Below are 25,345 nucleotides of genomic sequence, written 5' to 3'. Positions count from 1 at the left end.
TCACGGTTTCAGACGAACCCTTGTGGGGTTGAAGCGAGAAGGTGACAGACTACGAGATCCGCAACGCGACCGAGGACGGGCAGCCACGCATTAAGCCTCTCGCAGATGGGACGCTTTCGGACGGTCAGACAGTTTCTGTCGACGTGGAAGTCAAACCGCGCGGTGAATACACGGCTGGCGACGCCGGCGAGAACCCGGACACGATCATCGAGGACATTCCCTCACTTGCCCCGAAGCAGATATGCGACCAGGTCGCCCTCTACGCCGTCGAGGAGACGAGAGACGCGATCAGCGACGCCGAGATTAGGTTCCGACCGAATCGGTTCGGTGGTCGCACCCCTCCGCGATCAGTCCAGACCGGCTGCCTGGCGAGGGCCCGTGGCAGGTCCAGAGCATCAACTACAGCGACAGGAAGACGACGGTCGAGTTCGGTAACGGACAGCCCGCAGAGAACCTCATCCAGCAGATCAGCGACCACACAAAGCAGAACAGTGAATGGGTATGAGAACGAGGTTCGGGGTAGTTGGTTAGCGTTGCTGGCGGAAGAGGACTACACCGATGGTCACCACAATACCGAATACAGCAACGGCGACGGCCATGGGTCCGAAGCCAGCCTCCTCAGTCTGGTTAGCGTCAGTTTGAGATTCATCACCGTCGTCTGTGGCCTGCGAGTCATCAGCGGGGTATTCCAGTTCGGTGTGATCTTGCACTTCCTTTTCGAAATGAGTGTGGACCTCAGTCCCTTCGAGACTGCCCTCGAGATGGGCAACATAATCGCCAGGCTCCGTGAAAATCACTGGCGCCTCATACACACCAGGTTCACCGTGTTTCTCGCTAACCTCGAGAGCAGTCTTATCACTTCCTTCGGTCTGGACGGATACGGTTAGATTCTCAGACTGGTTTGTGACCCCCTCTCCCGTCTCATTATCGACGATCTCAAATTGGAGCCACATCCGTTCACCGGTGATTACAGGCTCATCCGACCCGCCGAAGGTGATTTCGTAGCCTTCGACATCTTGACTTTCATGAGCGGTAGCTGGACCGACAACACTGGTCAACAGCATTGCGATTATTACGAGTGCGAAAAGCGATTTGCGGTAGTGCATCACTGACTACCTCTCTCTATCGTCTCGAAAAGGATCTGGTTCAATTCACGAAATAATACGTCAGGTGCTAACACACTACAGGAGAAATAGCCTTTTGACCATTCTCTCTTGGTCTTGAATGCTGCCTGAACTGTTTTGTCCGGTGCATCCAGTGGGATGCTCAGGACCGTGTGCAGTTCCTCGTCAAGGAGATCATCGATGCCGAGATCACGGTCCCGACCGACGATGTCGGGTGGTCGCTCGTCGACGTGATCGACCCAGATCGACTGCCTGGAAAGGGGCCGTGGCAGGTCCAGAGCGTCAGCTACGGCGATAGAGAAATGACTGTCAAGCTTGGCAACGGGCAGTCCGCAGAAGATCTTATTGAACAGATGAATGACCGGGTACCATGCAACAACGAGCTAGTGTGATCAGTCCGACCGTTGGTCCGTCACACAATACTTGTAGTCCTCGATTCGGCTCCCATCGACGCCCTGGCTGGTTTGAACAGTCCATTCTCCAGCGTCACCTGCAGCCAGGCGACTTAATCCGTCGTGCTGCCAGTCCACCAGCTCATCGCCGTCGTAGAAGTTGACGTGAATATAGACACGATCTAACTGGTTGTCGGATACATTCTCCACGCGACTAGAGACGGTTAGTTGCTCTGCAGCGAGATCGGCAGACACATCGGAAACAGCGACTTCGCCACTGTTCAGTGGTGTCAGCGGATCCACGCGGATGGTCGTACTAACTCCAACACGGGAGATTCTATCGTGATTGTCGACATGAGTCGGTGCGATCGAGACCTCTGCATACTCATCGCTACCGGGGAACGGTGGCATCGTCCATCCGCTTCCAATCTCGGTGTCGCCGTCATAGAAATCGACCGAGAACCGGACGTCTGCGATCTCGTCGTCGCGCGTATTCTCGACTGTCGCCAAGACTCTTTGATAGCTTTCGGCCGTCGAATGATGGGTATGTCGTATATCGCGAACCCACACACCCCGATCGGTGTACCCCTCGAGCGTCTCGCCTTCCTCGAGGTAGTAGACTTCGTCATTCTTTTCGTAGCTATCGTTGTCCTCTTCCTAGGACTCATTTCTGGAGCCGTCTCCGAATCCCTCCGTCCCGCCATCAGCATCAGATTCGTCGCTCAAGCACCCGGCGATCGGGACCAGTGCTCCGGCAGCAAGTACGTCTCTGCGCCCCATTGCCATTGACCATATCGTTTATTGATAGTACTTCGCTTATTATCATTCTCCAATGTCGAGCGCGTCGACGGCCTCGTACGGCTCGAGGTCGTAGTCGATGAGGCGATCGGCGGCCAGCTGCCAGGCGCGTTCAGCGAGCTCGAGATCGGTGTCTTCGTAGTAGACGCTGAACTCGGTCAGTGCGACGGCGACGAGGAGGTCCTCCTGTCGATCGGTGAGCATCGCCAACGTTGGCCGCGGCTTCCTTGATAAACCTCAGTAGAGGACTACAGCAGTAACAATGTCGTTGAAATATTAGAAAATTCGTTTCCTTTCCCTTTTCTTCAGGAATCTAAATGCTGGGAATAGGCTTAACCAATCTGCAAATGCATCTTCTTCAACGTCAGGGCCTTTGCTTCGGGTGTCCTTAAGTCCGAAGTAAAGATGGGCAGCAGCTACAAATAAGTAGTAGGTGACCCCCATTGACAGGTCTCTAATTGGATTATTAAGCCGAGTGTCAACTAAGACAATAATCAGCGAAACAGCAACAGCTATCCAGACAAGTGCAGGCTCTGAGGACGCAGCGGTCTCCGTACCTGTAACGATCAAAGCGACCCCAATGATGGTAAGAATGCTAACTACAGCCACTTTAATCAATTCAGAAAGGGCATAGAATGAATAGAGGATCCTTCTTTTAAATGGGTCCTGCATCCATTCTTCTAATTCATCCGCATCATCACCGTCTTCATCTGGGATCAATGCGGGCCAGGTCATGTGTACTGTGTATCTAGTCATCTTCCTCACCTTCTTCTTTTTTGATTTCTATTTCTGGATAGCCGCTTGTATTGATTTGATATACTCTTTTAGCAGCTATCCCTGCTGCTGCGATGATCACCGTTATCGTGATTGGAAGCCCTTCACCCCCTACTTGGATGGCCAATGGTGAAAATGTAACGGTTGGTACAGTTGGTGCGAGAAAATCGATTATGATTAATACAACAATGCTTATGACCTGAAGTATCACAGCATTAATAAGAACTAGAGTTTGATACAATATGGAGTAAAGATATGCAATACAAGCAGTCCTAAGACGGTTGATCCGTCTCTTATTAGAGAAGTGTTCTGACTCGTCAATTGAATCTACTAGTTCTTCTTCCCCCTGCTCATTACTCCCCATTATCACTGAATGTCTTCTAATCTAACCACTTAAAGTGTAGGGATTCCATCTTATTGAGATGACGAACGTTCAAGGAATGGTATTTAATTCCCCGAGAAACAGATCATAATCATTGTTGAAGGGTACTAGTTCTTGAGCATCGCCTTTTTCGCCTTCTGGATCCGCTGCAACTCCTCAACGTTGGGATCGTCGCCGTCGGGATGGACGTTCGCTAACAGTCGCCGGGCAGCCGCCTTGACGACGTCGTCGGAAGCATCCGGGGAGATCTCGAGGATCTCATGGGGTTCCTCGTCAAGATCGTTCGTCGACGAAGCCGGCGGCGCGGCGATCGCCTCTTCATCTGCGGGCGGGAGTCGTGCGGTCTCGACGGTATCGGCGGCAGTCCGGACACCGCAGCGCTCGGCGAGGCGCTGCCGACGGGCCCAGAGTGCGATCGCACGGGCGTTCTCCTGCTGCGTTTCCCAGCAGTCACACGAGACGCCGAACTCCTCATCGGCTGCCTCGCCCTCACGTCGGAAGTAGGCTGCGACGCCGACGTCGTCGGGCTTGTCGTGCTGGTACGGGATATTCGGCCGGTCGACGTAGTGCTGCGAGGCCGTCTCGATCCGAACGCTTCCCCCGGTGGCTTCCCACGCTTCGAGTTCGTCGACGACCGACTGGAACGACTCCTTGCGCGTGGGCGAGAGATCACCCGGGTAGGGTTCGCGGTCCTGTGGATCGGTGCGATCGTGGCCTCGAGGCCAGTCGATCTCGCGGCCGCCGTCGGTCTGCTGGGCGCTACTCATCGAGATCACCGTCCTTGCAGATAACCTCGCGGACCTCCTCGAGCAGTTCTGGGTGGTGTTCCTCGAGGACTTCGATGTCCTTTGTCAGTTCCTCCTCGACACGTCGACGGACGCGAGACGTTGCTTGGTACTTTCGGCTGTCTCCATGCTCGCCTGCGATCTGCTCGCGCTCAGTTTCGGTAAGGAGCGCCCGGGTCTTCGCCATGCGGCGGCCTTCGGTGGTCGTGGTTGTAATATTTGCTCACCTCTACCACCACATTACTTAGCGCATATACTAATAGTCACTGAATGTACTAACGTTAGCAAAAACGCTAACTTTTATAGTGTTAGCAAATATACTAATAAGTGGGCACGGAGCGCCTCAGAAAACTCTGAGGCCGGTGTTACAGCACCGACCTCCGTGCTGGAAGGAAACCAGCGTATGAGCGTACAAGACCCAACGGATGAAACCGTTACGACTGACGAACCGACACAGATCGACGACACCGTCCTTGAGCGTCGCTCATGGAACTACGCGTACATCGGCGAGGACGTCGAAGGCCGACATCACCACGTTGACTGCAAACTCGAGCGGATCATCGTGACGAAGGCCCGCGCCGATCGCAATGACTCCGGTGTAATTCCGGTGTTCACTCTCGTAGGGCCACTCCTCCACACCTGCGGACTCGCCGACCATCCGGAGGCCGACGACGCGGACGATGGACTCGCGATCTGGATCGAGTTCGTTCGCGAGGAGATCGGTTGGGACGAGCACCCGGTTTCGGCGGTCGACCAGGCGGCAGACATCCTTGAGGGGGTATTTCGATGACGGTTGTTGACCTTTCCGAAGACGAGCTGGAGGCCAACCTCGACGAGACGGTCGCGGCCCTCCAGGCAACGGACGACTCTGAGAAGCGGGAGAAACTCAGCGATCTGGCGACCAATCTGTTCGAGCGGCTTCGGAACCGTTGGTGCGAGCATCCCGAAGATCGGCGTCGGCGGCAAGAGATCGCTCGCCAAGAACGGCGCGCCAGGCGGCGCAACTACTCGCGAATGGTTGTCGGAGGGTTAGGTCGATGAGCATCTGGACCGACGGCAGTGGCGAGGAGAACAGTCACGCAGCGCGCGTGAACGAACAACCGCAGATGACAGAGGATGCCGACATGACCGACGATACTGTCATCAAGCCCGGTGACGTAGCGCTCGATCTTGCACAGGGACGCCCCGTTCACGTGCTCGAAGATACTGGCCAGACGGCCTTCGACTGGAGCAACGAGAACGGATACGACCTGCTCGAGAACTATGGAAACGAGCGCTGCGGGACGACGGCAGACGATCGCGTCTTCGATGTCGTCTACTGCAGCGACGCCTCGAGTGAGCCCAGCAAGTCCTACGCGTTCCCTGAGTCCCGACTGCTTCGGATCGAGACCGAGGCCGCTGACGACGGCCGCCAGGTCTACGACCGGATCGTTGTCGACGTCCTCGAGCAGCTGTTCCAGCGCGCCGGCCGCGATGACGAGGGTGCGATGAACGTCCTCGAGCAGTACGCGACCGACGTCGGGATCGACGCCGACGCCGTCAGCGAGGCGCGTGAGCTTGCCGAGGCCGCACAGTTCGGGGGTGCTGAATAGATGCAGGTCAGCCGCCAAGCAGACAAGCGCGTCAGTAAGATCGCTCGCGAGCAGTCCGACCGCTTCGAGTCAGAGATCCTTGCGAACAGTGTCCACGACCACGTCCTGCAGGATGACGAACTCGCGCGAGTTGTCGAGATCGTCGAAGAACTGGACGAGCTGCAGTACCAGATCGAAACCGACAGCCAACTTTGCCAGACGCTCCAGCGCGCTCGCTACGACCTCGAGACCGACCAGAGCGTGGTCAACATGGCCGTCGAACGCTCTGTCGACGCCGCCCTCGAGGACGTCGCCGAGTCGATAGACGAGTGGGACGGCGACGTCTGGGCGGACGAGGAAAAGCAGGCTGCAACGGACGAGATTCGTGCGTTCTGGAGTGACGGCGAGGCGATCAAGGCCGATGACTGACCGTCGCGACGCCTTTGCCGTACGCTGGACGCCGCCACGCGGTCCCGCACGGAAGCTCGTCTTCAAACCGCGGACGGTCGGGGGCTACGATCGCGAAGAGTACGAACGCCGCAACGGTGAGTGGCGCTGTATCGGACGCGAGATTGTCTCTCACGTCAAGCTTGAAAGTGCTGACGGCGTCGCTGTCGGCGAATAACCGTCTCTACTTGTTTCAAACTGTTTCGAAATCCGCCCATCATGCCTTTATGACACCCATCGGAACAGTCACCTATGATCCAAGATCGGTGGGTGTTCGATGACGAGTACAACGCGGACATCGTTCACCGAGACAGTGAACTCGAGTCGCTGTCTCGGTTGCTTAAGCCAGCAACTCAGAGCCGCCGTGCGGAAGACGCGCTGATCTACGGACCGTCCGGTGTCGGGAAGACGGCAACGACGCGCTGGTTGCTCCGCGATCTCTACCAGCGGGCGCACGTCCAGTCCGTCGGGATCGAGTGCTCAGGGGATACCGCGCACGAGATCATCCACAAGGCGACCGCGAAGCATCCCAGCACCGGTATCGTACACGAAAATCAATCCCGCGACGATCTTCTCGAGATACTCGAAGAGGTGTGTGACACGCCGTATATCGTGATCCTCGACGAGGCGGACGTCATCCCCGATCTGGATGTCCTTGAGGATCTCCTCTCGGTCGAGAAGGTATCGGTGATCGCGATCACCCACCAGCAGGTCGAATGGCTCGCCCGTCTGGAGGACGATATGGAGCGACACTTCCCAGCGGACGCACAGATCGAGTTCCGGAAGTACAACGAAGACGAGCTCGTCGACATCCTCAAGCCCCGCATCGAGCACGGTCTCGTCGGTGATCCAACGCGGCCAGGCCAGCTCGAGTGGATTGCCGATGACTGCGACGGGGAGGCGCGGTGGGCGATTAAGACGGTGCTGGCAGCTGCGGAGCTCGCCCAGGAGCGGGGGCACGATTACTTCCACGAGGCCGACGTCCGTGACGCGTTCGAGCGCGCCGAGCGGAAGATCCGCAAAGACAACCTGCAGTCGTTACCGGTGACCTATCAGCGACTGTACGAACTGGTGCGGCAGATCGGGCCGGTCAATGGCGAGGAAATGAAGGCGGCATACCGCGCGAACAAGATGACGGTCTTCGACGGACGGCGGCGCGAACCTGTCGGGTGGCGTCGGGCGTGGGATTTCCTGAAGAAGATGGCCGACTACGACCTGATCGAGATGCCTGGGGAGACAAACTCGAAGGTGTATGAGGCGGTCGATGAAGAGTTAGAAGCTCCTGTCGAGTTCAACTTCAGACCAATGACAGCAGACTGATTAATCATCGCCAGCCAGTTCGCGGGCGCGTTCAAGGCGATCAAGTATTTCTTGTCGCGGACTGGTTGTGTTTTCGACGTAGCGCTCGAGGATTTCTACCTCATCTTCGTAGCGGTTTTCCTTCCGATAAACTATCCCGAGATGTTTATAGTACCACCGTGGGAGCCCCACTTGATCCTCCGCTTCAGCGAAATCGATACACCAGAGTAGCAGGTCCTCAGCTTCGTCGTGGCGCTTCTCCCGTTTGAGTTGCTTGATATCCTCGACCGCGTTGGTGTAATGGTCGTAGTGATACTCGTCAATTTGGTCGGGCCCATTCTCCCCCCTCTGGTTAGGAGACGCTGATGCTGTCTTTGAGTTGTTGGAACTGGAGAAAAGCCGCGAGAAGAATTTACGCATACTTAGTCAGCTGTCGCAACGACCGTCTTAGTCGAGTTTCCCTCTTCTCGCGCCTCCTCGAGTTCTTCGAGTGCCAGGTCGCGGAGAAAATCGGAGATGCCCGAGTACCCCTGTTTGGCTGCGAGCACGCGGATGTCCTGTTTCTCCTCCTCCGTAACGTAGGTGGAGATCTGCTTGTCGCGTTTACCCGTCATGGTAGCACCATTCTACCACAACACCATAAGAATGTACCATTCTTCAGTACCATTCTACCACACTCTGGTCCGATACTATTATGGTAGAAGGATACTATGGTAGTACCATGTCGCACCCGACGTTCAGCATGCCCGATGAAATGTTGGAAGATCTTGAAGAGCGGGTTGAAGAAGCTGACACCAACCGCAGTCGGTACGTGCGTGAGGCTATTGTTGCCCGTTTTCAGGCCGAAGATGACGGTGAGTGGGAGGCGCCTGAGTCGTACACTGTCGAAGTAAATCGACTCTAAGCACAGCTCGTCAATTAGATCACAGCGAGCCGGGTGTCATCAGCACCCGGCTCAAGGAAGGCCCCAATGCGCATGCTCACAGACGCGATACGCGGATATCGTAATACGGCAACTACAGCGGCCAGTAACTCCGTTAGCAGTCGATTATCCGCGTCGAAGGATTTCGAAATAGGCGAGTCACTTTTAGTGCGTATTGAGACCAACAGCAGAACCAGACACTCGCGGCTACGGCTGGAGCGCGCCCCCTGGTACCAACAGATCGACGCGCCCCGGTTGTCCGCGGGCTACAGACAGCAACCACGCGGGAGGGGATCGCCTCCCGCAACTCGCTGCAGCCATGACTACAGACAGCAACCACGACGAAAACACTGACGAATCGAATAGTTCCAACACAACCGACCCCGGAGCATTCCACGGCGCCCTCGATCGCCTCGAGGACGACGACGTCGACGAGACGGCCACGCTCGTCGAACACCTCAAGATCGCACAGGAGTTCGACGAGGCCGAAGCCTGCGCCGAAACGATCGAGCCGCTGTCCGGCGGCCCGATGCTCGGCGCACACCGATACCTCGTGACCGGCGACGTCGAGGACGAGTGGCTCGCGAGCAACTACACTGTCGCGATCGGATTCGACGGGGGTAATTCGCGATGATCGCGGGCCAGCTCGCTCTGCTTGCCGAGCCCGCTGCGGAGCCCCTCGAGAGCACCCACGACCAGACGGCTCGCGCCCTCGAGGTCGAAGAGACCCAGACCTACCTGAACGATGATCTGACGATCCAGTCGGGACTGATCGCCGGCGAAGTCCCGAAAGAGGATGAACGCGTCCTCTTGGACGGCCACGAAATCGAGACCGAGACGCGAAAGGTCACTCGCCGTGTTGCGAGCGAGTGGGTCGCCGACGTCGACGGCGAGGGTTGGATCCTCGCCGAGCAGACTCACACCAGCGACCTCGAACACGAACCCGACTGGCCGTTCAACGACTTCTCGCGATACGCGGGTCCGGAGATCGCACCGGTCCGGCTGAAGCCCTGGGAGTTCGTCCGCACCCAGCGCGACGAGGGCCGCGAGTGGACCGTCGAGATGGTCACCCAGGAGTCCAACCTCGACGACGTCTCGATCGAGTGGGGACACGGGGCGCTCAAGTCCAAGGCCACCGACGCCGACGTCGGCGCCGCGCTGACGACGTTCTGGAACGACGTCCACATCCGCCTGGTCATCTACGCAAGCGGCTACCTCGCGATTTGGGAGCCCGAAGAGATGAAGCCCGAGCTGCTCGGGCGGTTCATCCATGAGGAGATCGTCCCGATCGCGACGTTCGAGGACGAGCCTGAGGTCGAAGAGGACGAGACCAACCAGGCGACGCTTGAGGACGAGCGGGTGGAAGCATGAAGCGTGCCCCACACGACGGCGCCGACCTGCTCGACAAGCCGCTCGAGATCGAGCGTGCGTTCCTGCAGATCTCGGGGAGCAGTGGCGATGTTACGCTCGAGCGCAACGTCGAGTATGATCACAACCCCAGCGTCGAGTTCGATGCGCGCGCGTTCCCCGGGATGATCGAAGCATCAGTCGGCTTTGAGAAGTACGGCTACGACGGCCGCGCAGTGCTCGAGTGGAGTGATGAGGATCTCCGCGAGTTCGTTGAAGCCGTCGCTCCGTACGTCGGTCTTCGCGTCGAGCGGATAGATCGAGGTGGACGATGATGTCCGCCGAGGAGTTTCGTGCCCAGCTCGGCGATGCCCTCGCTACCGCGATCGCCGGCGATACCGACCTTGACGAAGTCAGCGAAGCTCTCGAGGAGGCCCAAGCACGTGTCGAAGAGGTTCGGGCGATGCGAGGTGAGGCCTGATGTCGTCCTGTCCGATCTGCGGTAACCACGACTACCTCTGTCAGCAGTGCGAGATGGAGGAACTCGAGGACCGTTTCGGTCTTCCGTCGGATCACTTCGATAGCGGAGAGGGCATCGTCTGCTGGGTCCACGACCTCGACGAGACCTGGCACGCCTCGATGTACTTCGAGGGGACGCGTCACGTCAGTGCCTGCGGCGAGATCTTCGAGACGCCAGTCGCTGACGTTCGGGATGATCCCCGACGCTTCGACGACTGTCACACCTGCGATGCATGTGAAGCCGCCCTCGAGACCAACGCCGAGAACGACGAAACCGTCCCCGATGGCGGCGAGTTCACAACGGCAAACGAGCTGCGAGCCGACGGCGGCGAGGTCGACGTCTACCAGTGGGTACTCGACAACGTTCACGAGTACCCCGCCGGGACTGACTCACGCTGGGGCAGCCGGGGGAACCTTGTCCACCAAGGGCGGAAGCTCGACGGCGTCGAGAAAGAAGACGTCGAAGAGGCGATCGCCCGCGCGATTGACAACGAGGATCTCCTCTCCTGGCATGGGCTGCTGGCCCGCGCTGAGATCGATCGGCTCCGGGAGATCGTTCGCATCGAGCACGAAGAACACGATATCACCCGGCAGATCCTCGTCGGGAAGTGCAACAAGCTGATCGCGAAGAAGAAAGCGGAGCGAGCCGACGAGGGCGCCGAGCCTGAGGTCATGACCGACGGCGGTGTCGACCAACCGAGAAGCGGTATCGTCGACCGTCGTCAGCCCTGCGAACGCGACCTAACGCGTGATGCCTTGGACGTGCGGTTCGAGACAGTCCGCAAGGCGCTCGAACGCGAACGGGAGCGGCTTTGGAAGGTGATCGTGAGCCGGACGGTCGACCGACCCGATCGAGGTGTTCCGGCATGACGGGCGGATCCTACCGAACCACCTGTGTCGACTGCGAGGACGAGATCAGTGCAGCGTCGCGGTTCTGTCCTCACTGCGGTACCCGCCAGCCGTGGTTCACCGACGACGAGGCCGACGGAACCGAGAGCGAAGGAAACCTCAAGGAAGTCTTCCGTCGCGAGACGATCACTGAGGCTCCCGACGGCGGCCTCCTGGTTGGCGAGCAAGAGATCGTCGCGACAATCGACGATGTCTGTGCCGAGCTCGAGTCGCTCCGCGACGAGGTCGACAACCCCGAAGTCGAAGCGGCACTGCGAGACGCGGTCGGCAACGCCTGGCGGGCCTCGGTCCTGCATCGTATCGACCAGAACAGCGACATTCGGATGGTCACCGAGACGGACGGGCTCACGACGTCCGTCCTCGGGCCCGACCCGGCGGCTTACGAACGCGAGCGGGGTGAGTCACATGGCAGCGACTGAGGGGATCGACGTCCATGAGGGCGTCTTCACCGTCGACGAAGGCGACGAGGTTCACCTCGCGGTCCACGACTACGAGTGGGCCAACCCCTACGAGGTTACCGACGTCGACCACGTCGACTGGCAGGCCGCGACTGAGGGGACGTGGGCGACCCGCGAGGTCATCCTCGAGGGTGGCTACAGTTCGACGTTCCGTGTCCGCGCCGTCGAGGGCAACGACGATCTTGACCTGCGGCAACATCCCGGCGGCCAGAAGCGCGGCGATCTCGAGCGGTTCGAGCCCGTCGACGAAGACGAGAGCGGCACCTCTACCGAGGACACATCCACCAGCGACGACTCTGAGTCAGAGGCAGAGGCACAACCTGAACCTGTCCTCGAGGAGGACGCCGCGGACGACGCGCCGGCTGAGGGTGATACCGACGCCGGCGACGACGTCCAGGAGGAGATCGCCGCCGAGGATGTCACCGTCGACGCCGTCGATCGTGATGACGAGGACGATGACGGGATCGTGTGCGAGGGCTGCGGCCAGACGTTCGGTAGTCAGGCCGCCCTCATGGGCCACGGTCCGAAAAGCTGCGAGGGCGGCGATGCGGACGACATCGATCTCCCCAAGGGAGTAACCGAAGACGATGTCGACGAGCTGACCAGCGGCGGGATCGAGATCGGCGACCTCGCGGACGAGCTCGGCATCCACCGAAACCGGGCCCGGACGATCGCTCACGAGTTGGGTTACTACTCACGCGTACGCGAAGTGTGGCGCTCTCGCGATCGCGCTCAGATCGATCCCCGGGCGACCGGAATCCTCGTGCTCCTGCTCGGACTCGTGATCAGCAGCGTGGCCGCAGTCGGGGTGATGTACCCGTGAGCGCTGTCACGCAGTCGCCGCGGTACACCGAGATCTCGGTCTCGGATCACGCCTACGAGCGCTGGGCCGAGCGCTCCAGCCGACCCAAGCTGAACCCGCGAGTCGCCTGGCTCGAGGCGATCCCGGTCGACTACCCGTCGGCGAAGCCGCCGGCCGAGTACGCTCGCTATCACGAGGTTACGGAGATGATCCTGCTGGCCGATCCAAACGGACGGCTCGTGACCTGCATCCCGTTGGAGCACCGCTCGCAAAACGAACAGCAGTACGTCCGATCGCAGGTGACCGACGAATGAGCCAAAGCAAGACCCCGAACACCAACGACGACAACGACCCGTGGGCAGAGCTTGCCGAACACGAAGACACGCTCGAGATGTTGATCGAGGAGGACGTCCCGATGGCCCAGGACGCCGAGGTCCTGCTCGAGCGGCTCGAAGAGGAGGGGCACCGATGATCGCTAAATCGAAATACGGTTCATCGATCGAGGAGGGAACTGCGGACCTCGGGATCGTCGAGGACGTCGGCCAGTTCGAGGACCTGTTGAGCCTTCTCCGGCGGGAGTTCGGCGAGCGACTCAGCCTCACGTTCACTAGCCTCGTCGAGTTCGGCGGCAGCCTGCGGGTCCATCGCCTGGCCGCACCAGACACAGAGCGGTTCGTCCCGGGGCGTCTCCCGACCGCAGCGGGTACACTCGAGGGGTGCGATCGGGTCGGGCTCATCTTCGGAGACGTCGACACCGTGGACCTTCGCGAGTTCGCGGTCGGAGTCCTCGGAGAAGACCGAGATGTAGCGGGCAGCGACCTTGCTGCCGCGGACCCAGCCGTGATGCTCCTCGATGTGGGCCTGGTTGAGGTTCCGGCTAGCGAGGAACGCGGCGCTGGACTTCCGGAAGTTCGTCAGCGTGACGGGCTTGTTGACGTCGGCGCGATCGGCGGCCTCGTCGAAGATCTTCGAGACCATCCGGTCAGAGATCGCCTCGCACTGGTGCAGCTTCGACCACAGTGGGGCGTCGGGGTCGTCGCGGTCGGGATGGGCGTCGAGCCACCGGTTGACGTGAGGGACCGCCGGGATCAGCATGACGGTCCGGCGGCCCTGCTTCCCCTCGACGGTGACCTGGAGGCCACGCTCGTGGTCCTGAACGTCGCCGACCTCGAGGTTCTTGAACTCGCCACCGCGGAGGCCGGCGTCGAACTGCAGGGCGATCATGGCCGCGTCGCGAGCGTTGTAACACTCGTCGATCATCGGCACGACGTGTTCCTCCCACTTGAGCATCTGTCGCGGGTCCGGGGACGGATCATAGTTGTTCGAGGTGCTCGAGGGGACCCAGTCGATCGACGGTGGACACTCATCGTCGCCACCGTCGCTGACGCGCTTCGCGAACACACGGAGCGCGGAGCGGTAGTCCCGGTTCGTCTCCTCGTTATCGTAGGAGCGGTTGATCCAGGCGACGATCTTCTCGGCGGCGTCGCGCTCCTTGAGGGCGGTCGCGAGGAGGTTCTCCTCGAGACTCTCGGCCATGATCGTACAGTGTCGGAGGAGCTTCTCGTGACGGTGGTCCGAGTACTGCTGGGCGAGGAGATCGAGGCGATCGGAGAACTCGAGCAGGAGCTCGCGATCGGCGTCGCCGATGTCGTCGCCGGTCTCGATACGGTTCCGCAGGGTGTCGATCCGGCTGCGTGGTGTCGACGGCATGAACTGCTAGAATTAGCGGACTGTGTTAAATCCTTGGCTTTGAACCTTGGGTTCCCAGCCCTCCACCGGCTCTTTTACTGCGCAATTGAATCCGCGAGCGACGGCCGGAGTCTCCGGTTTTCGAACGTGACCACGGGCCGAAGAGTGACGGCCAGGCGATCCGCTTTCATCGCTGGTATCGAACCGAGTCGTGTCCGACGTCGATCTTCTGTCCGGGCGCTATAGGTCGGACCCGTCAGTAGCACGCCGTTCGTCCGTCCTCCGCCTATTCGTACGGTGTCCGAAACGGGCGGGCAAGCAGCGCCGATCGTCGATAAACCAATTATGGCGATACGAAATTTAGAAAACGGGCCTTCGGAGACGCAATGTAGCGCATACTGGACCTAGGAGCAAGAGCGATGGCAACGTAGCGATAGAGCCTTTCCCTTCGTATGGCGTTGTCATGCTGTCTCCGTTCAAAATAGCGGGGTTGAAAACCGTATACCTACCTGCGATGTGGCCAATTGGTTTTATTACCCGAATATATGATGTGAAATATGGGTGGTGTTACTATTCGTGAAGCTACGTTCGCAGATGTCGAAGATATCCTTCGGATTGCTGAGCAGGGATGGAACGAGGCGTACAGCGGTATTCTCTCGCAGGAAACTATCGATACTGCGATGACCGAACGGTATGGCGCTGACAATACGCGTGAGATCGTCGAGCGAGAGGATGCAGAGCATTTTGTCGCGGAACGAAACGGAGAAATAATTGGTTACGTGAGTGGTAGACCGAGTAACAAGAAGAACGTGGCGAACCTCGGCGCGATCTATGTAGATCCGAATCACTGGGGGAAAGGGACCGGGACGGCTCTCTTAGAGACGTTCGAGGACTATTGCCGCCGTGAAGACTACGCTAGAATTCGATTCCGCGTACTCTCCGAAAATGACGTTGGAACGTCGTTTTACAGAAAGCACGGATATAACGTGATTGACGAACAAGAGACCAAGCCATTCGACGAACTAGTCCGTGAATGTATTTATTCTGGACCGATCAGCGATAATACCGACTGCACGTAAAAGGATCTCGGAGATCGGCTAATCAACTCCGGATCGCCGTGAAACGAAAGACCGAATCAATGCTGTCCACCGCAATCGTGCTGTCGAGACGTTTCCGATGCTGCTGACGAACCGAACGCGCGCGATCGGCATGCTCTCTGCGCGGAAGTAAATTCGATAGCAGAGATACCTGACCAGGCGAGAACGGTAACCGTGCGTTCGGATGGATGCCGTACCAATCATGGATCGGTTTCGGCTTACCATGTTACTCATGCCACATCTATCTGAATTTAGTCTATATCATACTACGTATTGGTTGATGGTTCGACGTTCGACGGCAGTCGCTTCGGTGATTACTCGTTACCTTACAAATGCCGGCGGTAGCGTTGACGATAGCATTGTCCGCTTCGTCGAAATCCGACTACTGGCTGCGTTTCCGACTCCGCTTTGACTGCCGAGCATCGGGGTCGTTTCCTCACTGCGGACGAACTTAGGTTCGGTTCTGTCGCTTCGGTAGAAGGACGGGTACAGGTCGGAGTGCGATTGTGGATCCGATTCTATGTGCCGCGCCCGGTTCCGCGGTGAGTAAGTGTAACCGTATTTCATCGAGTTGGTGGATTGGTGAAGGCGGCAGAATCTTGAGATATTGTCCGCTCTCGTCCGGCACCGCTACCCGGGACGAATCGAAGATAGCCTCTTGACAGCGGATAGCGGTTACGTAGGATGAACGAATCAGTGTCGCCGCCCGAACACGGGCGTCTCAGTCGTCCAGCGGCGACTCGGTGCCGCGGACGCTGTCGACGATGACGTCGCCGTCGGGCCGCGACGCGATCCAGAACAGTTTGTATGCATCGACCGACCGCTCGAAGGTCACCTCCGGCGCGGAGCCGACGGCGACCTTTCGGAGCGTCCAGTTGAACACGGCGTCTTCGGCCTTCTCGCGGGCCTGATCGTCGGAGAGGTCTGACGGAATGACGAGGACGTCCTCGAGCGTTCGCGTGGTCGTCTCCGGGAACGCGTCCGCGCGAACTGCGAGCCGACGGGAGCGGTCGACGGTGACGACGTAGTCGATGTCTCGGTCCGCAATCAGCGGGCGCTCGACGGTCGCGACTGCGTCGTAGACGCGGTAGGGGTACGCGACGGCGCCGACGCGGCCGGTCGAGTCGACGTCCTCGCGCGCCACCGTCGGAGCGATGACGGACAGCTCCGCGCGCTCGCGGAGGCCGCTGTCGCTTGCGAGGGCCGCGGTCGCGACCTGCTGTCGGGGCCGGCGCGCGTCGCTCATCTATTCGTCACCCTCCGTCCCGTTCGGGTCCCAGTAGTCGCTGGCGGTAACGTGCGCACGAATGTTGTCAGTTTCCGTGACGGCCTTCGGTTCGACGTCGCGGCCGCCGTCGGTGACGTAATCGGGTGCGCCCGTCGGACTATCGCTACTCGAGAGCGCCGAGAGCGGTTTGTCGAACACGTCGAAGTGATCGTCGACGCCCTCCGGCGGACTCGTGGCCAGGGAGACGACGATGAGCGTCGTCGTCGAGAGGACAAACGCCGGGAAGAGTCCGTAAACTCCCACGAGCCCCGAGAGGAACGGCGAGCTCTCGATCGCACCCGAGAGGCCGAGCACCTCGAGGAGGGACGACAGCTGGGTCCAGAGGATCATCGTCGTAGTGCCGACGATCATGCTCGCGACGGAGCCCTCGGCGGTGACCCGCTTCCACCACAGCGCCGCGATGAGCGTTGGGCCGATGGCCGCTCCGAGGCCGCCCCAGGCGTAGTCGAGGACGAGCGTGTAGATGGGGGTGTCCTTCGCCAGGTAGGCGAAGGCGATACTCGCCGCGCCGAGCCCGAGCGTGACGAATTGCGAGTACCGGACGAGCTTCTCCTGGCTCGCGTTCGGGTTGATGTACCCGTGATAGACGTCCTCGACGATGGCGCTTGTCGCGACGAGCAGCTGCGAGTCGGCGCTGGACATCATCGCGGCGAGTGCGGCTGCCAGGATGATCCCCGCGATGGCGCCGGGGAAGAACTCGAGCGTGAGCATCGGCATGACGTTGTTCGGATCGTCGATGCCGCCCTGGCCGAAGGCGACCAGCGCGTACAGCCCGACGAAGCCGGCGCCGATGTAGGCGACGAACATGAACAGCTGAGCGACCATCGCCGCGAGACGGATGTTCTTCACCTCGTCGATCCCCATGAACCGAACCATCACGTGGGGGTTCCCGGGGATGCCGAGCCCGATGGCGGCGTAGCTGATAATGCCGAAGATGGCCGCCCACCCGGTCATCCCGGCCGTGACGCTCGTGTACGAACTCCCAGCGGACGCGAGTTGGTCGAACGGGAGCCCGTAGTTGGTAAAGGCCAGGATCGGCAGGACGATGAACGCGATCAGGATGATCGCACCCTGGAAGTAGTCGGACCAGGCGACGGCGAAGTAGCCGCCGAGGATGGTGTAGCCGACGACGATGACGCCACCTGCGAGGATGCCGACCAGCGGCTCGACGCCGGTGAGGACCTCCAGCAGCGTCCCGGCGGCGACGATCTGGGCGCCCACGTACCCGCCCTCGAAGAGCATCAGGACGAACGCAGAAACGCCTTTGACGAGCCCGGTGTCGTCCTGCAGGCGCGTCTCGAAGAAGGTCGGCAGCGTGACCGCTTTCACGATCTCCGTGTACTTGCGGAGGCGCTTTGCGAGCCCGGCCCACGCGAACAGGTCGGCGGGGATCATGCCGAGCCCGTTGTAGAAGGCCATCACGCCCGTCCCGAAGGCGTCGCTGGGGACGCCGAGCGTGAGCCAGCCGCTCATCTCGGAGGCGCGTTCGGAGAAGCCGGTGACGACGGGGCCGACGCTCCGGCCGCCGATGACGTAGTCGTCGACGGTGTCCATGAGCTGCGAGGAGTACAGCCCGATCCCGAGGAGGACGAGGAGGTACGTCGCGAACGTCCCGAGGACCCAGACGCCGGCCGAGCCGGCGATTCCGTCACTGGGCATGGTCCGCCTCCTCGTACCGCTCTTTGAGCCGCTGCTCTCGCTTTCCTTCCCACACGTAATACACGGCGAGCATCACCAGATATACGGCGAACGGTCCGAACAACCAGACCAGATCGATCGAACTACTCTCGGGCATTACCGCCGTGTGCTCACTAGTCGCATATAAGCGTACCGAATCTACACCTTTTTCATGGAGGATCGCGGGAAAATGTGACCGATTACGGAGTCACGCGCCGCTATCGATTACCGATTACCGTCTCGGCGATCGCGTTGTAGTCGATCCAACCGGGCTTCAACGCCGGGTAGTGGGCGTGGGAACTCCCGCACGCGCTGTCGCGGCCGACGCCGACTCGCGGTCCGATTTCGGGTTGATTGCGCTCACACGCCGACGACGGCGCGAAGCGCGAACAGCGCGTTCTCCTTGCGCTCACGAACCCGCCGGTAGAAGTACTGCATCCACTTGTCGCCGTAGGGAACGTACTGGTTGACCTCGTAGCCCTTCGCCGCGAGGTCGCGCTGGGCGTCCTCGCGGACCCCCATGAGCATCTGGATCTCGAACGGCGTCCCGTACTCCTCGTGGAGTTCGACGGCGGCATCGAGCATCTCCGGATCGTGGCTGCCGACTGCGACGCCGCGATCGAACTCCCGGAACAGGAACTCGAGGTACTCTTTATACGCCTCGTCGACCTCCGCCTTCGCGTCGTAGGCGATCGACGACGGTTCGTCGTAGGCGCCTTTCACCAGGCGGACCGCCGCGGGCACGTCGGCCAGGTGCTGCAGGTCGTCGCGCGTGCGCTTGAGGTTCGCCTGGATGGCGACGCCGACGCCGTGGGGGTGGTCCTGGGCCGCCGATTCGACGACGTCGAGGGTCGTGTCAGTCGTCGTGTGATCTTCCATATCACACCAGACGAACACGTCGTCGTCGGCTGCAGCCTCGACGATCCGGTCGAAGTTCTCTGCGAAGACGTCCAGCCCGACGTCGATGCCGATCTGGGACGGCTTGACCGAGACGCTGCCGTTCAGGTCGCGGGCGGCCAACTCGTCGACGAGGCGGCAGTACACGTCGGCGTCCTCGTCCGCGGGCTCGCGGTCGTGGTAGTGTTCTCCGAGGAGGTTCACGATGCCGCCCAGTCCCGTTTCGTTACAGTCCGCGACGTGATCCAGCGCGCCGGACGCGGTCGTCCCGGCGACGAATCGGCTAGCAATCGGGGGGATCATACCGGGTAGCTGGCGCGGAACCCTCCTAAATCGATACCCGACCAAAAGATTCTCTCGAAAGAGGCGGGAATAAATGTCTAGAGGACGATCAGGCCGCGTCGGGGTTGAGGAGTTTGGCCTCGGCCTTCCGGAGGTGTTCGAGCAGCGTCGTCTTCGAGACGTCGAGTTCGTCCGCGAGCTCGCGCGTGCTTATCTCGCGGGGCCAGGCGTAGTAGTTGCGGTCGCAGGCGAGTTCGAACGCCTCCCGCTGGCGCGGCGTGAGGCGGTCGGTCCGGTCGGGAGCGCCCGGAGAGTCTCCGTCGGCCGAAGCGATCTTGCTGATCGAGATCTCGGCGTCGGTCTGGGCCCGGATGGTCTCGAGCCGGTCCTGAATTTCGGTGCGGCCGTCAGCGACGAAGACCGGCCAGTGCTCGACGCCGCCCTCGACGCGAACGGACACGTCGTGGATGAATCCGTGGGAGACGAGCGTGTCGCTGATGCTGTGTTCGGGCTCGTATTCGACGAACAGTTCGCGCGTCGCGTTGCCCGGACTCGGTGCGGTACCGGTCGACCGCTGTCCTAGTTCGACCGTCGAGTGGGTCAGCGGCGACTCGTCGGCGAAGGTGACGAACTCGTCGAGTTGCGCCGTCGTGTCGGCGTAGACGGTGAAGTGTCCCTTGACGGTCTCCTCGACGGTCCGGTGGACGGTGTGGACGAGCAGGCCGGCGTCGACGGCTTCGGTGGCCTGTAACCCCCAACAGTCCGGGTGCCAGATGTCGAGAGTGAGTCGCGTTCCGTCGGCCGTTCCCGCCGCTGTCGTCGTCGAACTCGTGCTGCTCATGCGTCGGTTCTGCCCGATCCTTTCCGCGTCAGCGCTATAAAGATACTGAAGAGGGACACCGTGTGACACTCCGTCGGCGTCGGCGCCCGACCATGGGAGGGCGTGATTATTCGGGGACGATGCGTGATCCATATCGTATGAGTCAGCAGACGACAGCTCAGCCAGACCGACACTACATTAACGGCGAGTGGACCGACGGCGCGGGCGACGAGACGTTCGAGAGCGAGAACCCGGCGACCGGCGAGACGCTTCGGACCTTCCACCGCGGGACCGAGGCTGACGTCGATGCGGCCCTTGCGGCCGCCGAAGACGCCCAGGAGGAGTGGCGAGAACTGTCCCACATCGACCGCGCGGAGTACCTCTGGGACATCTACCACGAACTGCGCGAGCGGACGGACGAACTCGGCGAGATCGTCACCAAGGAGTGTGGCAAGGAGATTTCGGAGGGCAAGGCCGACGTCGTCGAGGCCGCCCACATGGTCGAGTGGGCCGCGGGCAACGCCCGCCACCCCCACGGCGACGTCGTCCCCTCCGAAATCGGGAGCAAGGACGCGTACATGCGGCGCAAGCCCCGCGGCGTCATCGGCTGTATCACGCCGTGGAACTTCCCGGTCGCGATCCCGTTCTGGCACATGGCCGTCTCGCTGGTCGAGGGCAACACGGTCGTCTGGAAGCCAGCCGAACAGACGCCGTGGTGCGCCCAGATCGTCGCCGAGATGTTCGAGGATGCCGGCATCCCCGACGGCGTGTTCAACATGGTCCAGGGCTTCGGCGACGCCGGCGAGGCCATTGTCGACGACGAGCGCGTCGACACCGTGCTGTTCACCGGCTCGGCTGAAGTCGGTCAGGCGGTCGGCCGCGCCGTCGCCGAGCAGCCCGGCAAGCTCGCGGCCTGCGAGATGGGCGGCAAGAACGCGGTCGTCATCACCGACGAGGCCGACCTCGATACGGCCGTCCACTCGGCCGTGATGAGTTCGTTCAAGACCACCGGCCAGCGCTGCGTCTCCGCCGAGCGCCTGATCGTCCACGAGGACGTCTACGACGAGTTCAAAGAGCGCTTCGTCGAGATCGCCGAGAACGTCGCCGTCGGCGATCCGCTGGCGGAAGACACCTTCATGGGGCCGCTCGTCGAGGGCGAGCACAAGGAGAAGGTCCTCGAGTACAACGAGCTCGCCCGCAGCGAGGACGTCGACGTGCTCGTCGACCGCGACGAACTGGGCGACGACGAGATTCCGGACGGCCACGAGGACGGCCACTGGGTCGGCCCGTTCGTCTACGAGGCCGATCACGAGGCGGACCTCCGCTGTACGCAAGAGGAGGTCTTCGGTCCCCACGTCGCGCTCATGGAGTACTCCGGGGACATCGAGGACGCCGTCGAGATCCACAACGACACCGAGTACGGCCTGGCGGGCGCGATCATCTCCGAAAACTACCGTGAAATGAACTACTACCGCGACAACGCCGAGGTCGGTCTTGCGTACGGCAACCTGCCGTGTATCGGCGCGGAGGTCCACCTGCCGTTCGGCGGCGTCGGGAAGTCCGGCAACGGCTACCCGAGCGGCCGCGAAGTGATCGAGGCTGTCACCGAGCGCACCGCCTGGACGCTGAACAACTCGAAAGACATCGAGATGGCCCAGGGCCTCTCCGCGGACGTCACGACCACCGACGACTGACCGAGACCGCGAATCGAAACCGACCCCGAACTCGCCGCTGGAACGCAGCGGCGTCGTCAGACTGCTCTTTCTCTCCGATTCGGCGCACCGATCGACGGAACAATATCGTCCGACCCTGTCGAAGCGGCGGGTTCGTCGTCTCGCCTGGTCGTGAACCGCCGCGATCGGCCGCCCATTTTGTGACGAGTTCGCAAGGTGTGAACGAACGGCTCGTGGCAGCGGGGTTGATCCGGATCGTGGGCCTTGCTGACGGTGATCGCTAACGAACGGGCGCGATTCGCCGACCGCTCGTTCACACTTTTCGAACGACTTCTATTATGAGATCAGTTCTCGTGGGTTGGACGGTAACGATGAAAGGGTGAGACGTGAACCCACACGTAGTATCGATCGTTATAGATCGGGCAACGGGAACGTAGTGAACGATCGTCACGTTCAAACGGAATCAGAGCCCACGAATTCGACGATCGACCGGTTCTTCCGTTCACACATTCCGAACGCTTATGGCCGGGGAGGGCAATCATTCGTCCGATGACGGACAGCCGCCCGCGCCCGGTCAAGACGACGAAAACGTCGCTCGCGCTCGTTCGCGCGGTCCGCGACAGCGACGGGGCAACGCTAAGCGATCTGGCCGACCGCCTCGGCCTGGCGAAGAGCACCGTTCACAATCACCTGCACACGCTAGTCGACGAGGGGTTTCTCGTTCGCGAGGGCGACACCTATCACGTCGGTCTTCAGTTTCTTCCGTTCGGCAAGCACGCGCGCAATCGAAATCCGCTGTACGCGCCGGCTCGGCGACGCGTGTTCGCCCTCGCCGAGCAGACGGGCAACGAGGCCGACTTCATCGTCGCGGAGAACGGTCGGGCCTACTCGCTCGAGTACGCGATCGGCGAGTCGACCCGCGGCGGCGTCTCGGAGTCGAGCCCCTTCCGCGCAGGCAACCGATTTTACATGCACAACTGCGCCTCGGGAAAGGCCATGTTAGCAGCGATGCCCGAAGAGCGCGTTCGTTCGATCGTCGATCGCTGGGGGCTCCCGGCCACCACCGACCGCACGATAACCGACGAGTCGTCGCTGTTCGAGGAACTCGACGCGGTCCGACGCCGCGGATACGCCGTCAACGACGAGGAGTTGATCGAGGGGTATCGCTCCATCGGCGCGGCGGTGACGGATCCGGACGGCGACGTCGTCGGGGCGTTCTCCGTCGGCGGCCCGACGTATCGAATGGCCGTCGACGAGTCGACGACCGAGGAGATCGCCCGACTGCTGGACGCCGAGATCGACGCGCTGAAAACGGAACTGTTTTGAGTTTTTGTTACATTCCTATGCGCGTAATGGACCCGTCGCGAGACTGATAGTCATCGCGTTGGTTAGCCCGGACTACCCCTCGGCTGATACGGCCCGTACGGGAACACCGAACACTCGGTGATCGCCGAGTGAATGCACCAGTTTCACCGAAATATCAGAATCAGATTCTATTCAATATGATGGTAGATAGTCGACGAATTGCGATAGCTATATGTCTACCGACAGCTCTTTCGGCGGGTACCGTTCCGATTCGGCCGACGAACGGGCGACGTGCCGGCGCCGATCGTACCGACGGTGCGGCGTCGGAATCGTCTTCGCGATGCACCTCCGTATCGCGGTAGTTATACGATCTCCGATCCGTACTTCGGTTATGCAGTTCCAGCCGTTGAGATGAATCGCTGTAACCGCCATACCGGGCTCCACGGAACGTCCTGTGCGGCGAGGAACGGTTCAAACACTATATGATTATTTCATGATGGTTGGCAGAAAATGTCTGTGGTGAACTATATTCGTTCGGCTCGATCGCTGCTCGAAGCGGACGCCGAGCGGAGACGATCGCACAGCGCAGACCCGACCCGATCCACGATCGGCCCGGTCCCGTTCTCGGATCGCGATCGCTCGGTACGGGCTGGCCTCGCCTAGTCCCCGTCGCAATCCGGTTAGTAGAACGCGGACCAGGCGAGCGCGACGGCCAGGCCGAGGGCGAGATAGTCGACCCGTGAGAACGCGAGCGGCGGGAGCGTGGGATTCCACGCGAAACACCGCGCTCGGAGCGCGAGCGAGAGCCGATCGGCCCGGTCGAAGGCGCGGGTCAGTCCCAGGAGGCCGATCGTCCCGGCCCGGTCGACCGCGCTGCGCTCGGTTCCCAGCCGCGCGGCCATCGCCTGGCGGATCGTCCGGAGGTCCCCGCGGAGCACGGGGAGGAACCGGAAGACGAGTGCGACGCCGATTCCCAACACCTGGCCGGGTTTGCCGGGGACCGTCCGCTGGATCGCCGCGCGCGACTTTCGAACCGGCGTCGACCGGACGTAGGCCGCGCTGACGAACAGGACGAGCGCGACGCGATAGCTCGCCAGGCCGGATGTGACGGCAGCCGCGGTGTCGAACCAGGGCGAACCAAGCGTGAGCCCGGCGAGCAGCGGCGCGAGCGCGAGGATGCCCAGCGCGAACCGGTAGGCGACGAGGGTCCGCCAGAGGGAGACTCGCGCTGCGAACAGAATCCCGACCGTCAGGGCCGAGAGCAGCGCCAGCGCCCGCGGCGTCGTGTGGGCCAAGGCGGTGGCGGCGAACCCGATCTGGACCGCCAGCTTTGTCCGCGGGTCGAGGCGGTGGGCGATCGTCGCGTCGGGCTCGTAGGTCAGCATCGGTTCGGCACGCGCACGTCGAGTCCCTCGAGTTCGTCCAGTGCGCGGGCGGGCGGGCCGTCGACGGCGACCCGGCCGTCTCGTACGGCGATCACGCGATCAGCCAGCGCGCGGACGTCCCGGAGGTCGTGGGTCGCAAGCAGGACGCCGGTCCCGTCGGCCGACAGCGATTCGAGCCGCGAGAGCACCGACCGGCGCGCGGGCTCGTCCAGCCCGGTGAAGGGTTCGTCGAGGACGAGGTGGCTCGGATCCATCGCGAGCGCGCCCGCGATCGCCACGCGGGCCTGTTCACCCCCCGAAAGCGCGTCGATCCGGTCGTCCTCGCGGCCGGTCAGGTTCACCGCGTCGAGGGCGGCCGCGACCCGGCGGTCGATTTCGTCGCGCGCCAGGCCGAGGTTCTCGGGGCCGAAGGCGACGTCCGCGCCGACCGTTGCGGCGACGAACTGGTCGCGGGGGTGCTGGAAGACCATGCCGACGCGCGAGCGGGCGGCGATCAGGTCCTCGGCGACGGGCGTGCCGTCGACGAGCACCCGGCCGGAATCGGGCGTCAGCAGGCCGTTACAGTGGCGCAGCAGCGTCGTCTTCCCGCTGCCGTTGGCGCCCGCCAGAAAGACGAACTCGCCGTCGTCGATCGACAGCGAGAGGTCCTCGATGACGGAAACGTCGTCGAATGCGTAGGAGACCGAGCGGAATTCGATCATCG

37 protein-coding genes are annotated in these 25,345 nt (G+C 61.3%); 20 read left to right on the top strand and 17 right to left on the bottom strand.

The genetic code is table 11. The features are described from left to right. Window positions 1–527: 527 nt before the first annotated feature. A complete protein-coding gene (locus BMY29_RS10770; protein ID WP_049989493.1) occupies window positions 528–1,106 on the bottom strand; it encodes a FixH family protein in 579 nt (192 codons plus the stop codon). Window positions 1,107–1,276: 170 nt separating this feature from the next. Here BMY29_RS10770 and BMY29_RS10765 point away from each other — a divergent pair, with 170 nt between their 5' ends. Then, window positions 1,277–1,516, top strand: a complete 240-nt coding sequence (locus BMY29_RS10765; RefSeq protein ID WP_049989494.1) for a hypothetical protein — start codon at window positions 1,277–1,279, stop codon at window positions 1,514–1,516. Here BMY29_RS10765 and BMY29_RS10760 read toward each other — a convergent pair whose 3' ends face one another. The 6 genes from BMY29_RS10760 to BMY29_RS10740 all read right to left on the bottom strand — a co-directional run bounded on the left by BMY29_RS10760 (window position 1,517) and on the right by BMY29_RS10740 (window position 4,442). Continuing rightward, window positions 1,517–2,086 (bottom strand): FxLYD domain-containing protein, encoded by a 570-nt coding sequence (locus tag BMY29_RS10760; protein WP_177179244.1) that lies wholly within the window; start codon window positions 2,084–2,086, stop codon window positions 1,517–1,519. A gap of 252 nt (window positions 2,087–2,338) precedes the next feature. Next, the gene (locus BMY29_RS10750) at window positions 2,339–2,518 is read right to left on the bottom strand and encodes a hypothetical protein (protein WP_049989497.1); all 180 of its coding nucleotides are present in this window, start codon (window positions 2,516–2,518) and stop codon (window positions 2,339–2,341) included. A 72-nt stretch (window positions 2,519–2,590) separates the two neighbouring features. After that, entirely contained in the window at window positions 2,591–3,070 is a 480-nt protein-coding gene (locus BMY29_RS20620; protein ID WP_143067693.1) for a hypothetical protein, read from the bottom strand. Further along, on the bottom strand, window positions 3,063–3,452 hold the full coding sequence (locus BMY29_RS20615; RefSeq protein WP_143067692.1) for a hypothetical protein: 390 nt from the start codon (window positions 3,450–3,452) through the stop codon (window positions 3,063–3,065). Before BMY29_RS20615 ends, BMY29_RS20620 begins: the two co-directional genes overlap by 8 nt. A 125-nt stretch (window positions 3,453–3,577) precedes the next feature. Further along, on the bottom strand, window positions 3,578–4,237 hold the full coding sequence (locus tag BMY29_RS21455) for a J domain-containing protein (protein ID WP_049989498.1): 660 nt from the start codon (window positions 4,235–4,237) through the stop codon (window positions 3,578–3,580). Continuing rightward, on the bottom strand, window positions 4,230–4,442 hold the full coding sequence (locus BMY29_RS10740) for a hypothetical protein (protein WP_049989499.1): 213 nt from the start codon (window positions 4,440–4,442) through the stop codon (window positions 4,230–4,232). Before BMY29_RS10740 ends, BMY29_RS21455 begins: the two co-directional genes overlap by 8 nt. A 216-nt stretch (window positions 4,443–4,658) precedes the next feature. Here BMY29_RS10740 and BMY29_RS10735 point away from each other — a divergent pair, with 216 nt between their 5' ends. From BMY29_RS10735 to BMY29_RS10710, 6 genes are all read left to right on the top strand, one after another. After that, window positions 4,659–5,045, top strand: coding sequence for a hypothetical protein (locus BMY29_RS10735; RefSeq protein WP_049989500.1), 387 nt, complete (start codon window positions 4,659–4,661; stop codon window positions 5,043–5,045). After that, window positions 5,042–5,296 carry a hypothetical protein gene (locus BMY29_RS10730; RefSeq protein WP_049989501.1) on the top strand — a complete coding sequence of 85 codons (255 nt, stop codon included), beginning with the start codon at window positions 5,042–5,044 and terminating at the stop codon, window positions 5,294–5,296. Before BMY29_RS10735 ends, BMY29_RS10730 begins: the two co-directional genes overlap by 4 nt. An 83-nt stretch (window positions 5,297–5,379) precedes the next feature. Further along, window positions 5,380–5,847 (top strand): hypothetical protein, encoded by a 468-nt coding sequence (locus tag BMY29_RS10725; RefSeq protein ID WP_049989634.1) that lies wholly within the window; start codon window positions 5,380–5,382, stop codon window positions 5,845–5,847. Then, window positions 5,848–6,255 (top strand): hypothetical protein, encoded by a 408-nt coding sequence (locus BMY29_RS10720; RefSeq protein ID WP_049989502.1) that lies wholly within the window; start codon window positions 5,848–5,850, stop codon window positions 6,253–6,255. Further along, window positions 6,248–6,451 (top strand): hypothetical protein, encoded by a 204-nt coding sequence (locus BMY29_RS10715; protein WP_049989503.1) that lies wholly within the window; start codon window positions 6,248–6,250, stop codon window positions 6,449–6,451. Before BMY29_RS10720 ends, BMY29_RS10715 begins: the two co-directional genes overlap by 8 nt. A 74-nt stretch (window positions 6,452–6,525) precedes the next feature. Beyond that, entirely contained in the window at window positions 6,526–7,593 is a 1,068-nt protein-coding gene (locus BMY29_RS10710) for a Cdc6/Cdc18 family protein (protein ID WP_049989504.1), read from the top strand. On the opposite strand, the gene BMY29_RS10705 is transcribed toward BMY29_RS10710, so the two are convergent. Further along, window positions 7,594–7,992: a hypothetical protein gene (locus BMY29_RS10705; protein WP_049989505.1), complete on the bottom strand. Its 399-nt coding sequence runs from the start codon at window positions 7,990–7,992 to the stop codon at window positions 7,594–7,596. A gap of 2 nt (window positions 7,993–7,994) precedes the next feature. Next, a complete protein-coding gene (locus BMY29_RS10700; protein WP_049989506.1) occupies window positions 7,995–8,186 on the bottom strand; it encodes a plasmid mobilization protein in 192 nt (63 codons plus the stop codon). 107 nt (window positions 8,187–8,293) lie between these two features. On the opposite strand from BMY29_RS10700, the gene BMY29_RS10695 reads away from it, so the two are divergent. From BMY29_RS10695 to BMY29_RS21065, 10 genes are all read left to right on the top strand, one after another. Beyond that, a complete protein-coding gene (locus BMY29_RS10695) occupies window positions 8,294–8,476 on the top strand; it encodes a ribbon-helix-helix domain-containing protein (RefSeq protein WP_081985433.1) in 183 nt (60 codons plus the stop codon). Window positions 8,477–8,813: 337 nt separating this feature from the next. Next, window positions 8,814–9,128: a hypothetical protein gene (locus tag BMY29_RS10690; protein ID WP_049989508.1), complete on the top strand. Its 315-nt coding sequence runs from the start codon at window positions 8,814–8,816 to the stop codon at window positions 9,126–9,128. Next, a complete protein-coding gene (locus BMY29_RS10685; protein WP_049989509.1) occupies window positions 9,125–9,865 on the top strand; it encodes a hypothetical protein in 741 nt (246 codons plus the stop codon). Before BMY29_RS10690 ends, BMY29_RS10685 begins: the two co-directional genes overlap by 4 nt. Beyond that, entirely contained in the window at window positions 9,862–10,176 is a 315-nt protein-coding gene (locus BMY29_RS10680) for a hypothetical protein (protein ID WP_049989510.1), read from the top strand. The genes BMY29_RS10685 and BMY29_RS10680 overlap by 4 nt, the downstream gene beginning before the upstream one ends. Then, complete coding sequence (locus BMY29_RS21070; protein ID WP_160290091.1) at window positions 10,173–10,322, top strand: hypothetical protein; 150 nt, start codon at window positions 10,173–10,175, stop codon at window positions 10,320–10,322. The genes BMY29_RS10680 and BMY29_RS21070 overlap by 4 nt, the downstream gene beginning before the upstream one ends. Then, complete coding sequence (locus tag BMY29_RS10675) at window positions 10,322–11,230, top strand: hypothetical protein (protein ID WP_049989511.1); 909 nt, start codon at window positions 10,322–10,324, stop codon at window positions 11,228–11,230. Before BMY29_RS21070 ends, BMY29_RS10675 begins: the two co-directional genes overlap by 1 nt. After that, entirely contained in the window at window positions 11,227–11,688 is a 462-nt protein-coding gene (locus tag BMY29_RS10670) for a zinc ribbon domain-containing protein (RefSeq protein ID WP_049989512.1), read from the top strand. Before BMY29_RS10675 ends, BMY29_RS10670 begins: the two co-directional genes overlap by 4 nt. Beyond that, complete coding sequence (locus BMY29_RS10665; RefSeq protein WP_049989513.1) at window positions 11,675–12,550, top strand: hypothetical protein; 876 nt, start codon at window positions 11,675–11,677, stop codon at window positions 12,548–12,550. The genes BMY29_RS10670 and BMY29_RS10665 overlap by 14 nt, the downstream gene beginning before the upstream one ends. Further along, entirely contained in the window at window positions 12,547–12,843 is a 297-nt protein-coding gene (locus BMY29_RS10660; protein WP_049989514.1) for a hypothetical protein, read from the top strand. Before BMY29_RS10665 ends, BMY29_RS10660 begins: the two co-directional genes overlap by 4 nt. Then, entirely contained in the window at window positions 12,840–13,001 is a 162-nt protein-coding gene (locus BMY29_RS21065) for a hypothetical protein (RefSeq protein ID WP_173424882.1), read from the top strand. The genes BMY29_RS10660 and BMY29_RS21065 overlap by 4 nt, the downstream gene beginning before the upstream one ends. Before the next feature lie 20 nt (window positions 13,002–13,021). Here BMY29_RS21065 and BMY29_RS10655 read toward each other — a convergent pair whose 3' ends face one another. Then, the gene (locus tag BMY29_RS10655; protein WP_049989515.1) at window positions 13,022–14,239 is read right to left on the bottom strand and encodes a tyrosine-type recombinase/integrase; all 1,218 of its coding nucleotides are present in this window, start codon (window positions 14,237–14,239) and stop codon (window positions 13,022–13,024) included. Between the two features lie 536 nt (window positions 14,240–14,775). On the opposite strand from BMY29_RS10655, the gene BMY29_RS10650 reads away from it, so the two are divergent. After that, a complete protein-coding gene (locus tag BMY29_RS10650; RefSeq protein WP_049989516.1) occupies window positions 14,776–15,297 on the top strand; it encodes a GNAT family N-acetyltransferase in 522 nt (173 codons plus the stop codon). Window positions 15,298–16,036: 739 nt separating this feature from the next. Here the strand turns inward: BMY29_RS10650 and BMY29_RS10645 are convergent. The 5 genes from BMY29_RS10645 to BMY29_RS10630 form a co-directional block, all read right to left on the bottom strand. Further along, complete coding sequence (locus BMY29_RS10645) at window positions 16,037–16,561, bottom strand: hypothetical protein (protein WP_049989517.1); 525 nt, start codon at window positions 16,559–16,561, stop codon at window positions 16,037–16,039. Continuing rightward, on the bottom strand, window positions 16,562–18,262 hold the full coding sequence (locus BMY29_RS10640) for a sodium/proline symporter (RefSeq protein WP_049989518.1): 1,701 nt from the start codon (window positions 18,260–18,262) through the stop codon (window positions 16,562–16,564). It lies immediately after the preceding gene. Further along, a complete protein-coding gene (locus BMY29_RS21060; RefSeq protein WP_173424883.1) occupies window positions 18,252–18,398 on the bottom strand; it encodes a hypothetical protein in 147 nt (48 codons plus the stop codon). The genes BMY29_RS10640 and BMY29_RS21060 overlap by 11 nt, the downstream gene beginning before the upstream one ends. 242 nt (window positions 18,399–18,640) lie before the next feature. Further along, a complete protein-coding gene (locus BMY29_RS10635) occupies window positions 18,641–19,480 on the bottom strand; it encodes a proline dehydrogenase family protein (RefSeq protein ID WP_049989519.1) in 840 nt (279 codons plus the stop codon). An 88-nt stretch (window positions 19,481–19,568) separates the two neighbouring features. Then, window positions 19,569–20,300, bottom strand: a complete 732-nt coding sequence (locus BMY29_RS10630) for a helix-turn-helix domain-containing protein (protein WP_049989520.1) — start codon at window positions 20,298–20,300, stop codon at window positions 19,569–19,571. A gap of 137 nt (window positions 20,301–20,437) precedes the next feature. On the opposite strand from BMY29_RS10630, the gene BMY29_RS10625 reads away from it, so the two are divergent. Together BMY29_RS10625 and BMY29_RS10620 are read left to right on the top strand one after the other, a co-directional pair. Then, entirely contained in the window at window positions 20,438–21,973 is a 1,536-nt protein-coding gene (locus BMY29_RS10625; protein ID WP_049989521.1) for an aldehyde dehydrogenase family protein, read from the top strand. Window positions 21,974–22,501: 528 nt separating this feature from the next. Then, window positions 22,502–23,278 (top strand): IclR family transcriptional regulator, encoded by a 777-nt coding sequence (locus tag BMY29_RS10620; protein WP_049989522.1) that lies wholly within the window; start codon window positions 22,502–22,504, stop codon window positions 23,276–23,278. Between the two features lie 659 nt (window positions 23,279–23,937). Here BMY29_RS10620 and BMY29_RS10615 read toward each other — a convergent pair. Next, entirely contained in the window at window positions 23,938–24,642 is a 705-nt protein-coding gene (locus tag BMY29_RS10615; protein WP_049989523.1) for an energy-coupling factor transporter transmembrane component T family protein, read from the bottom strand. After that, the gene (locus BMY29_RS10610; RefSeq protein WP_049989524.1) at window positions 24,636–25,343 is read right to left on the bottom strand and encodes an energy-coupling factor ABC transporter ATP-binding protein; all 708 of its coding nucleotides are present in this window, start codon (window positions 25,341–25,343) and stop codon (window positions 24,636–24,638) included. The genes BMY29_RS10615 and BMY29_RS10610 overlap by 7 nt, the downstream gene beginning before the upstream one ends. Between the last annotated feature and the right edge of the window lie 2 nt (window positions 25,344–25,345).

The sequence above is a fragment of the Natrinema salifodinae genome, from assembly GCF_900110455.1.
In the GTDB taxonomy this organism is placed as follows: Archaea; Halobacteriota; Halobacteria; order Halobacteriales; family Natrialbaceae; genus Natrinema; species Natrinema salifodinae.
The sequence above is the reverse complement of the archived record's forward strand: the minus strand, read 5'-3'. Positions and strand labels throughout refer to the sequence as shown.

Bases quoted from the DNA above. Each gene is read 5' to 3' on its own strand.
- BMY29_RS10770 (WP_049989493.1), bottom strand. From the start codon at position 1,106: ATGCACTACCGCAAATCGCTTTTCGCACTCGTAATAATCGCAATGCTG.
- BMY29_RS10750 (WP_049989497.1), bottom strand. From the start codon at position 2,518: ATGCTCACCGATCGACAGGAGGACCTCCTCGTCGCCGTCGCACTGACC.
- BMY29_RS20620 (WP_143067693.1), bottom strand. From the start codon at position 3,070: ATGACTAGATACACAGTACACATGACCTGGCCCGCATTGATCCCAGAT.
- BMY29_RS20615 (WP_143067692.1), bottom strand. From the start codon at position 3,452: ATGGGGAGTAATGAGCAGGGGGAAGAAGAACTAGTAGATTCAATTGAC.
- BMY29_RS21455 (WP_049989498.1), bottom strand. From the start codon at position 4,237: ATGAGTAGCGCCCAGCAGACCGACGGCGGCCGCGAGATCGACTGGCCT.
- BMY29_RS10740 (WP_049989499.1), bottom strand. From the start codon at position 4,442: ATGGCGAAGACCCGGGCGCTCCTTACCGAAACTGAGCGCGAGCAGATC.
- BMY29_RS10735 (WP_049989500.1), top strand. From the start codon at position 4,659: ATGAGCGTACAAGACCCAACGGATGAAACCGTTACGACTGACGAACCG.
- BMY29_RS10730 (WP_049989501.1), top strand. From the start codon at position 5,042: ATGACGGTTGTTGACCTTTCCGAAGACGAGCTGGAGGCCAACCTCGAC.
- BMY29_RS10725 (WP_049989634.1), top strand. From the start codon at position 5,380: ATGACCGACGATACTGTCATCAAGCCCGGTGACGTAGCGCTCGATCTT.
- BMY29_RS10720 (WP_049989502.1), top strand. From the start codon at position 5,848: ATGCAGGTCAGCCGCCAAGCAGACAAGCGCGTCAGTAAGATCGCTCGC.
- BMY29_RS10715 (WP_049989503.1), top strand. From the start codon at position 6,248: ATGACTGACCGTCGCGACGCCTTTGCCGTACGCTGGACGCCGCCACGC.
- BMY29_RS10710 (WP_049989504.1), top strand. From the start codon at position 6,526: ATGATCCAAGATCGGTGGGTGTTCGATGACGAGTACAACGCGGACATC.
- BMY29_RS10705 (WP_049989505.1), bottom strand. From the start codon at position 7,992: ATGCGTAAATTCTTCTCGCGGCTTTTCTCCAGTTCCAACAACTCAAAG.
- BMY29_RS10700 (WP_049989506.1), bottom strand. From the start codon at position 8,186: ATGACGGGTAAACGCGACAAGCAGATCTCCACCTACGTTACGGAGGAG.
- BMY29_RS10695 (WP_081985433.1), top strand. From the start codon at position 8,294: ATGTCGCACCCGACGTTCAGCATGCCCGATGAAATGTTGGAAGATCTT.
- BMY29_RS10690 (WP_049989508.1), top strand. From the start codon at position 8,814: ATGACTACAGACAGCAACCACGACGAAAACACTGACGAATCGAATAGT.
- BMY29_RS10685 (WP_049989509.1), top strand. From the start codon at position 9,125: ATGATCGCGGGCCAGCTCGCTCTGCTTGCCGAGCCCGCTGCGGAGCCC.
- BMY29_RS10680 (WP_049989510.1), top strand. From the start codon at position 9,862: ATGAAGCGTGCCCCACACGACGGCGCCGACCTGCTCGACAAGCCGCTC.
- BMY29_RS21070 (WP_160290091.1), top strand. From the start codon at position 10,173: ATGATGTCCGCCGAGGAGTTTCGTGCCCAGCTCGGCGATGCCCTCGCT.
- BMY29_RS10675 (WP_049989511.1), top strand. From the start codon at position 10,322: ATGTCGTCCTGTCCGATCTGCGGTAACCACGACTACCTCTGTCAGCAG.
- BMY29_RS10670 (WP_049989512.1), top strand. From the start codon at position 11,227: ATGACGGGCGGATCCTACCGAACCACCTGTGTCGACTGCGAGGACGAG.
- BMY29_RS10665 (WP_049989513.1), top strand. From the start codon at position 11,675: ATGGCAGCGACTGAGGGGATCGACGTCCATGAGGGCGTCTTCACCGTC.
- BMY29_RS21065 (WP_173424882.1), top strand. From the start codon at position 12,840: ATGAGCCAAAGCAAGACCCCGAACACCAACGACGACAACGACCCGTGG.
- BMY29_RS10655 (WP_049989515.1), bottom strand. From the start codon at position 14,239: ATGCCGTCGACACCACGCAGCCGGATCGACACCCTGCGGAACCGTATC.
- BMY29_RS10650 (WP_049989516.1), top strand. From the start codon at position 14,776: ATGGGTGGTGTTACTATTCGTGAAGCTACGTTCGCAGATGTCGAAGAT.
- BMY29_RS10645 (WP_049989517.1), bottom strand. From the start codon at position 16,561: ATGAGCGACGCGCGCCGGCCCCGACAGCAGGTCGCGACCGCGGCCCTC.
- BMY29_RS10640 (WP_049989518.1), bottom strand. From the start codon at position 18,262: ATGCCCAGTGACGGAATCGCCGGCTCGGCCGGCGTCTGGGTCCTCGGG.
- BMY29_RS21060 (WP_173424883.1), bottom strand. From the start codon at position 18,398: ATGCCCGAGAGTAGTTCGATCGATCTGGTCTGGTTGTTCGGACCGTTC.
- BMY29_RS10635 (WP_049989519.1), bottom strand. From the start codon at position 19,480: ATGATCCCCCCGATTGCTAGCCGATTCGTCGCCGGGACGACCGCGTCC.
- BMY29_RS10630 (WP_049989520.1), bottom strand. From the start codon at position 20,300: ATGAGCAGCACGAGTTCGACGACGACAGCGGCGGGAACGGCCGACGGA.
- BMY29_RS10625 (WP_049989521.1), top strand. From the start codon at position 20,438: ATGAGTCAGCAGACGACAGCTCAGCCAGACCGACACTACATTAACGGC.
- BMY29_RS10620 (WP_049989522.1), top strand. From the start codon at position 22,502: ATGACGGACAGCCGCCCGCGCCCGGTCAAGACGACGAAAACGTCGCTC.
- BMY29_RS10615 (WP_049989523.1), bottom strand. From the start codon at position 24,642: ATGCTGACCTACGAGCCCGACGCGACGATCGCCCACCGCCTCGACCCG.
- BMY29_RS10610 (WP_049989524.1), bottom strand. From the start codon at position 25,343: ATGATCGAATTCCGCTCGGTCTCCTACGCATTCGACGACGTTTCCGTC.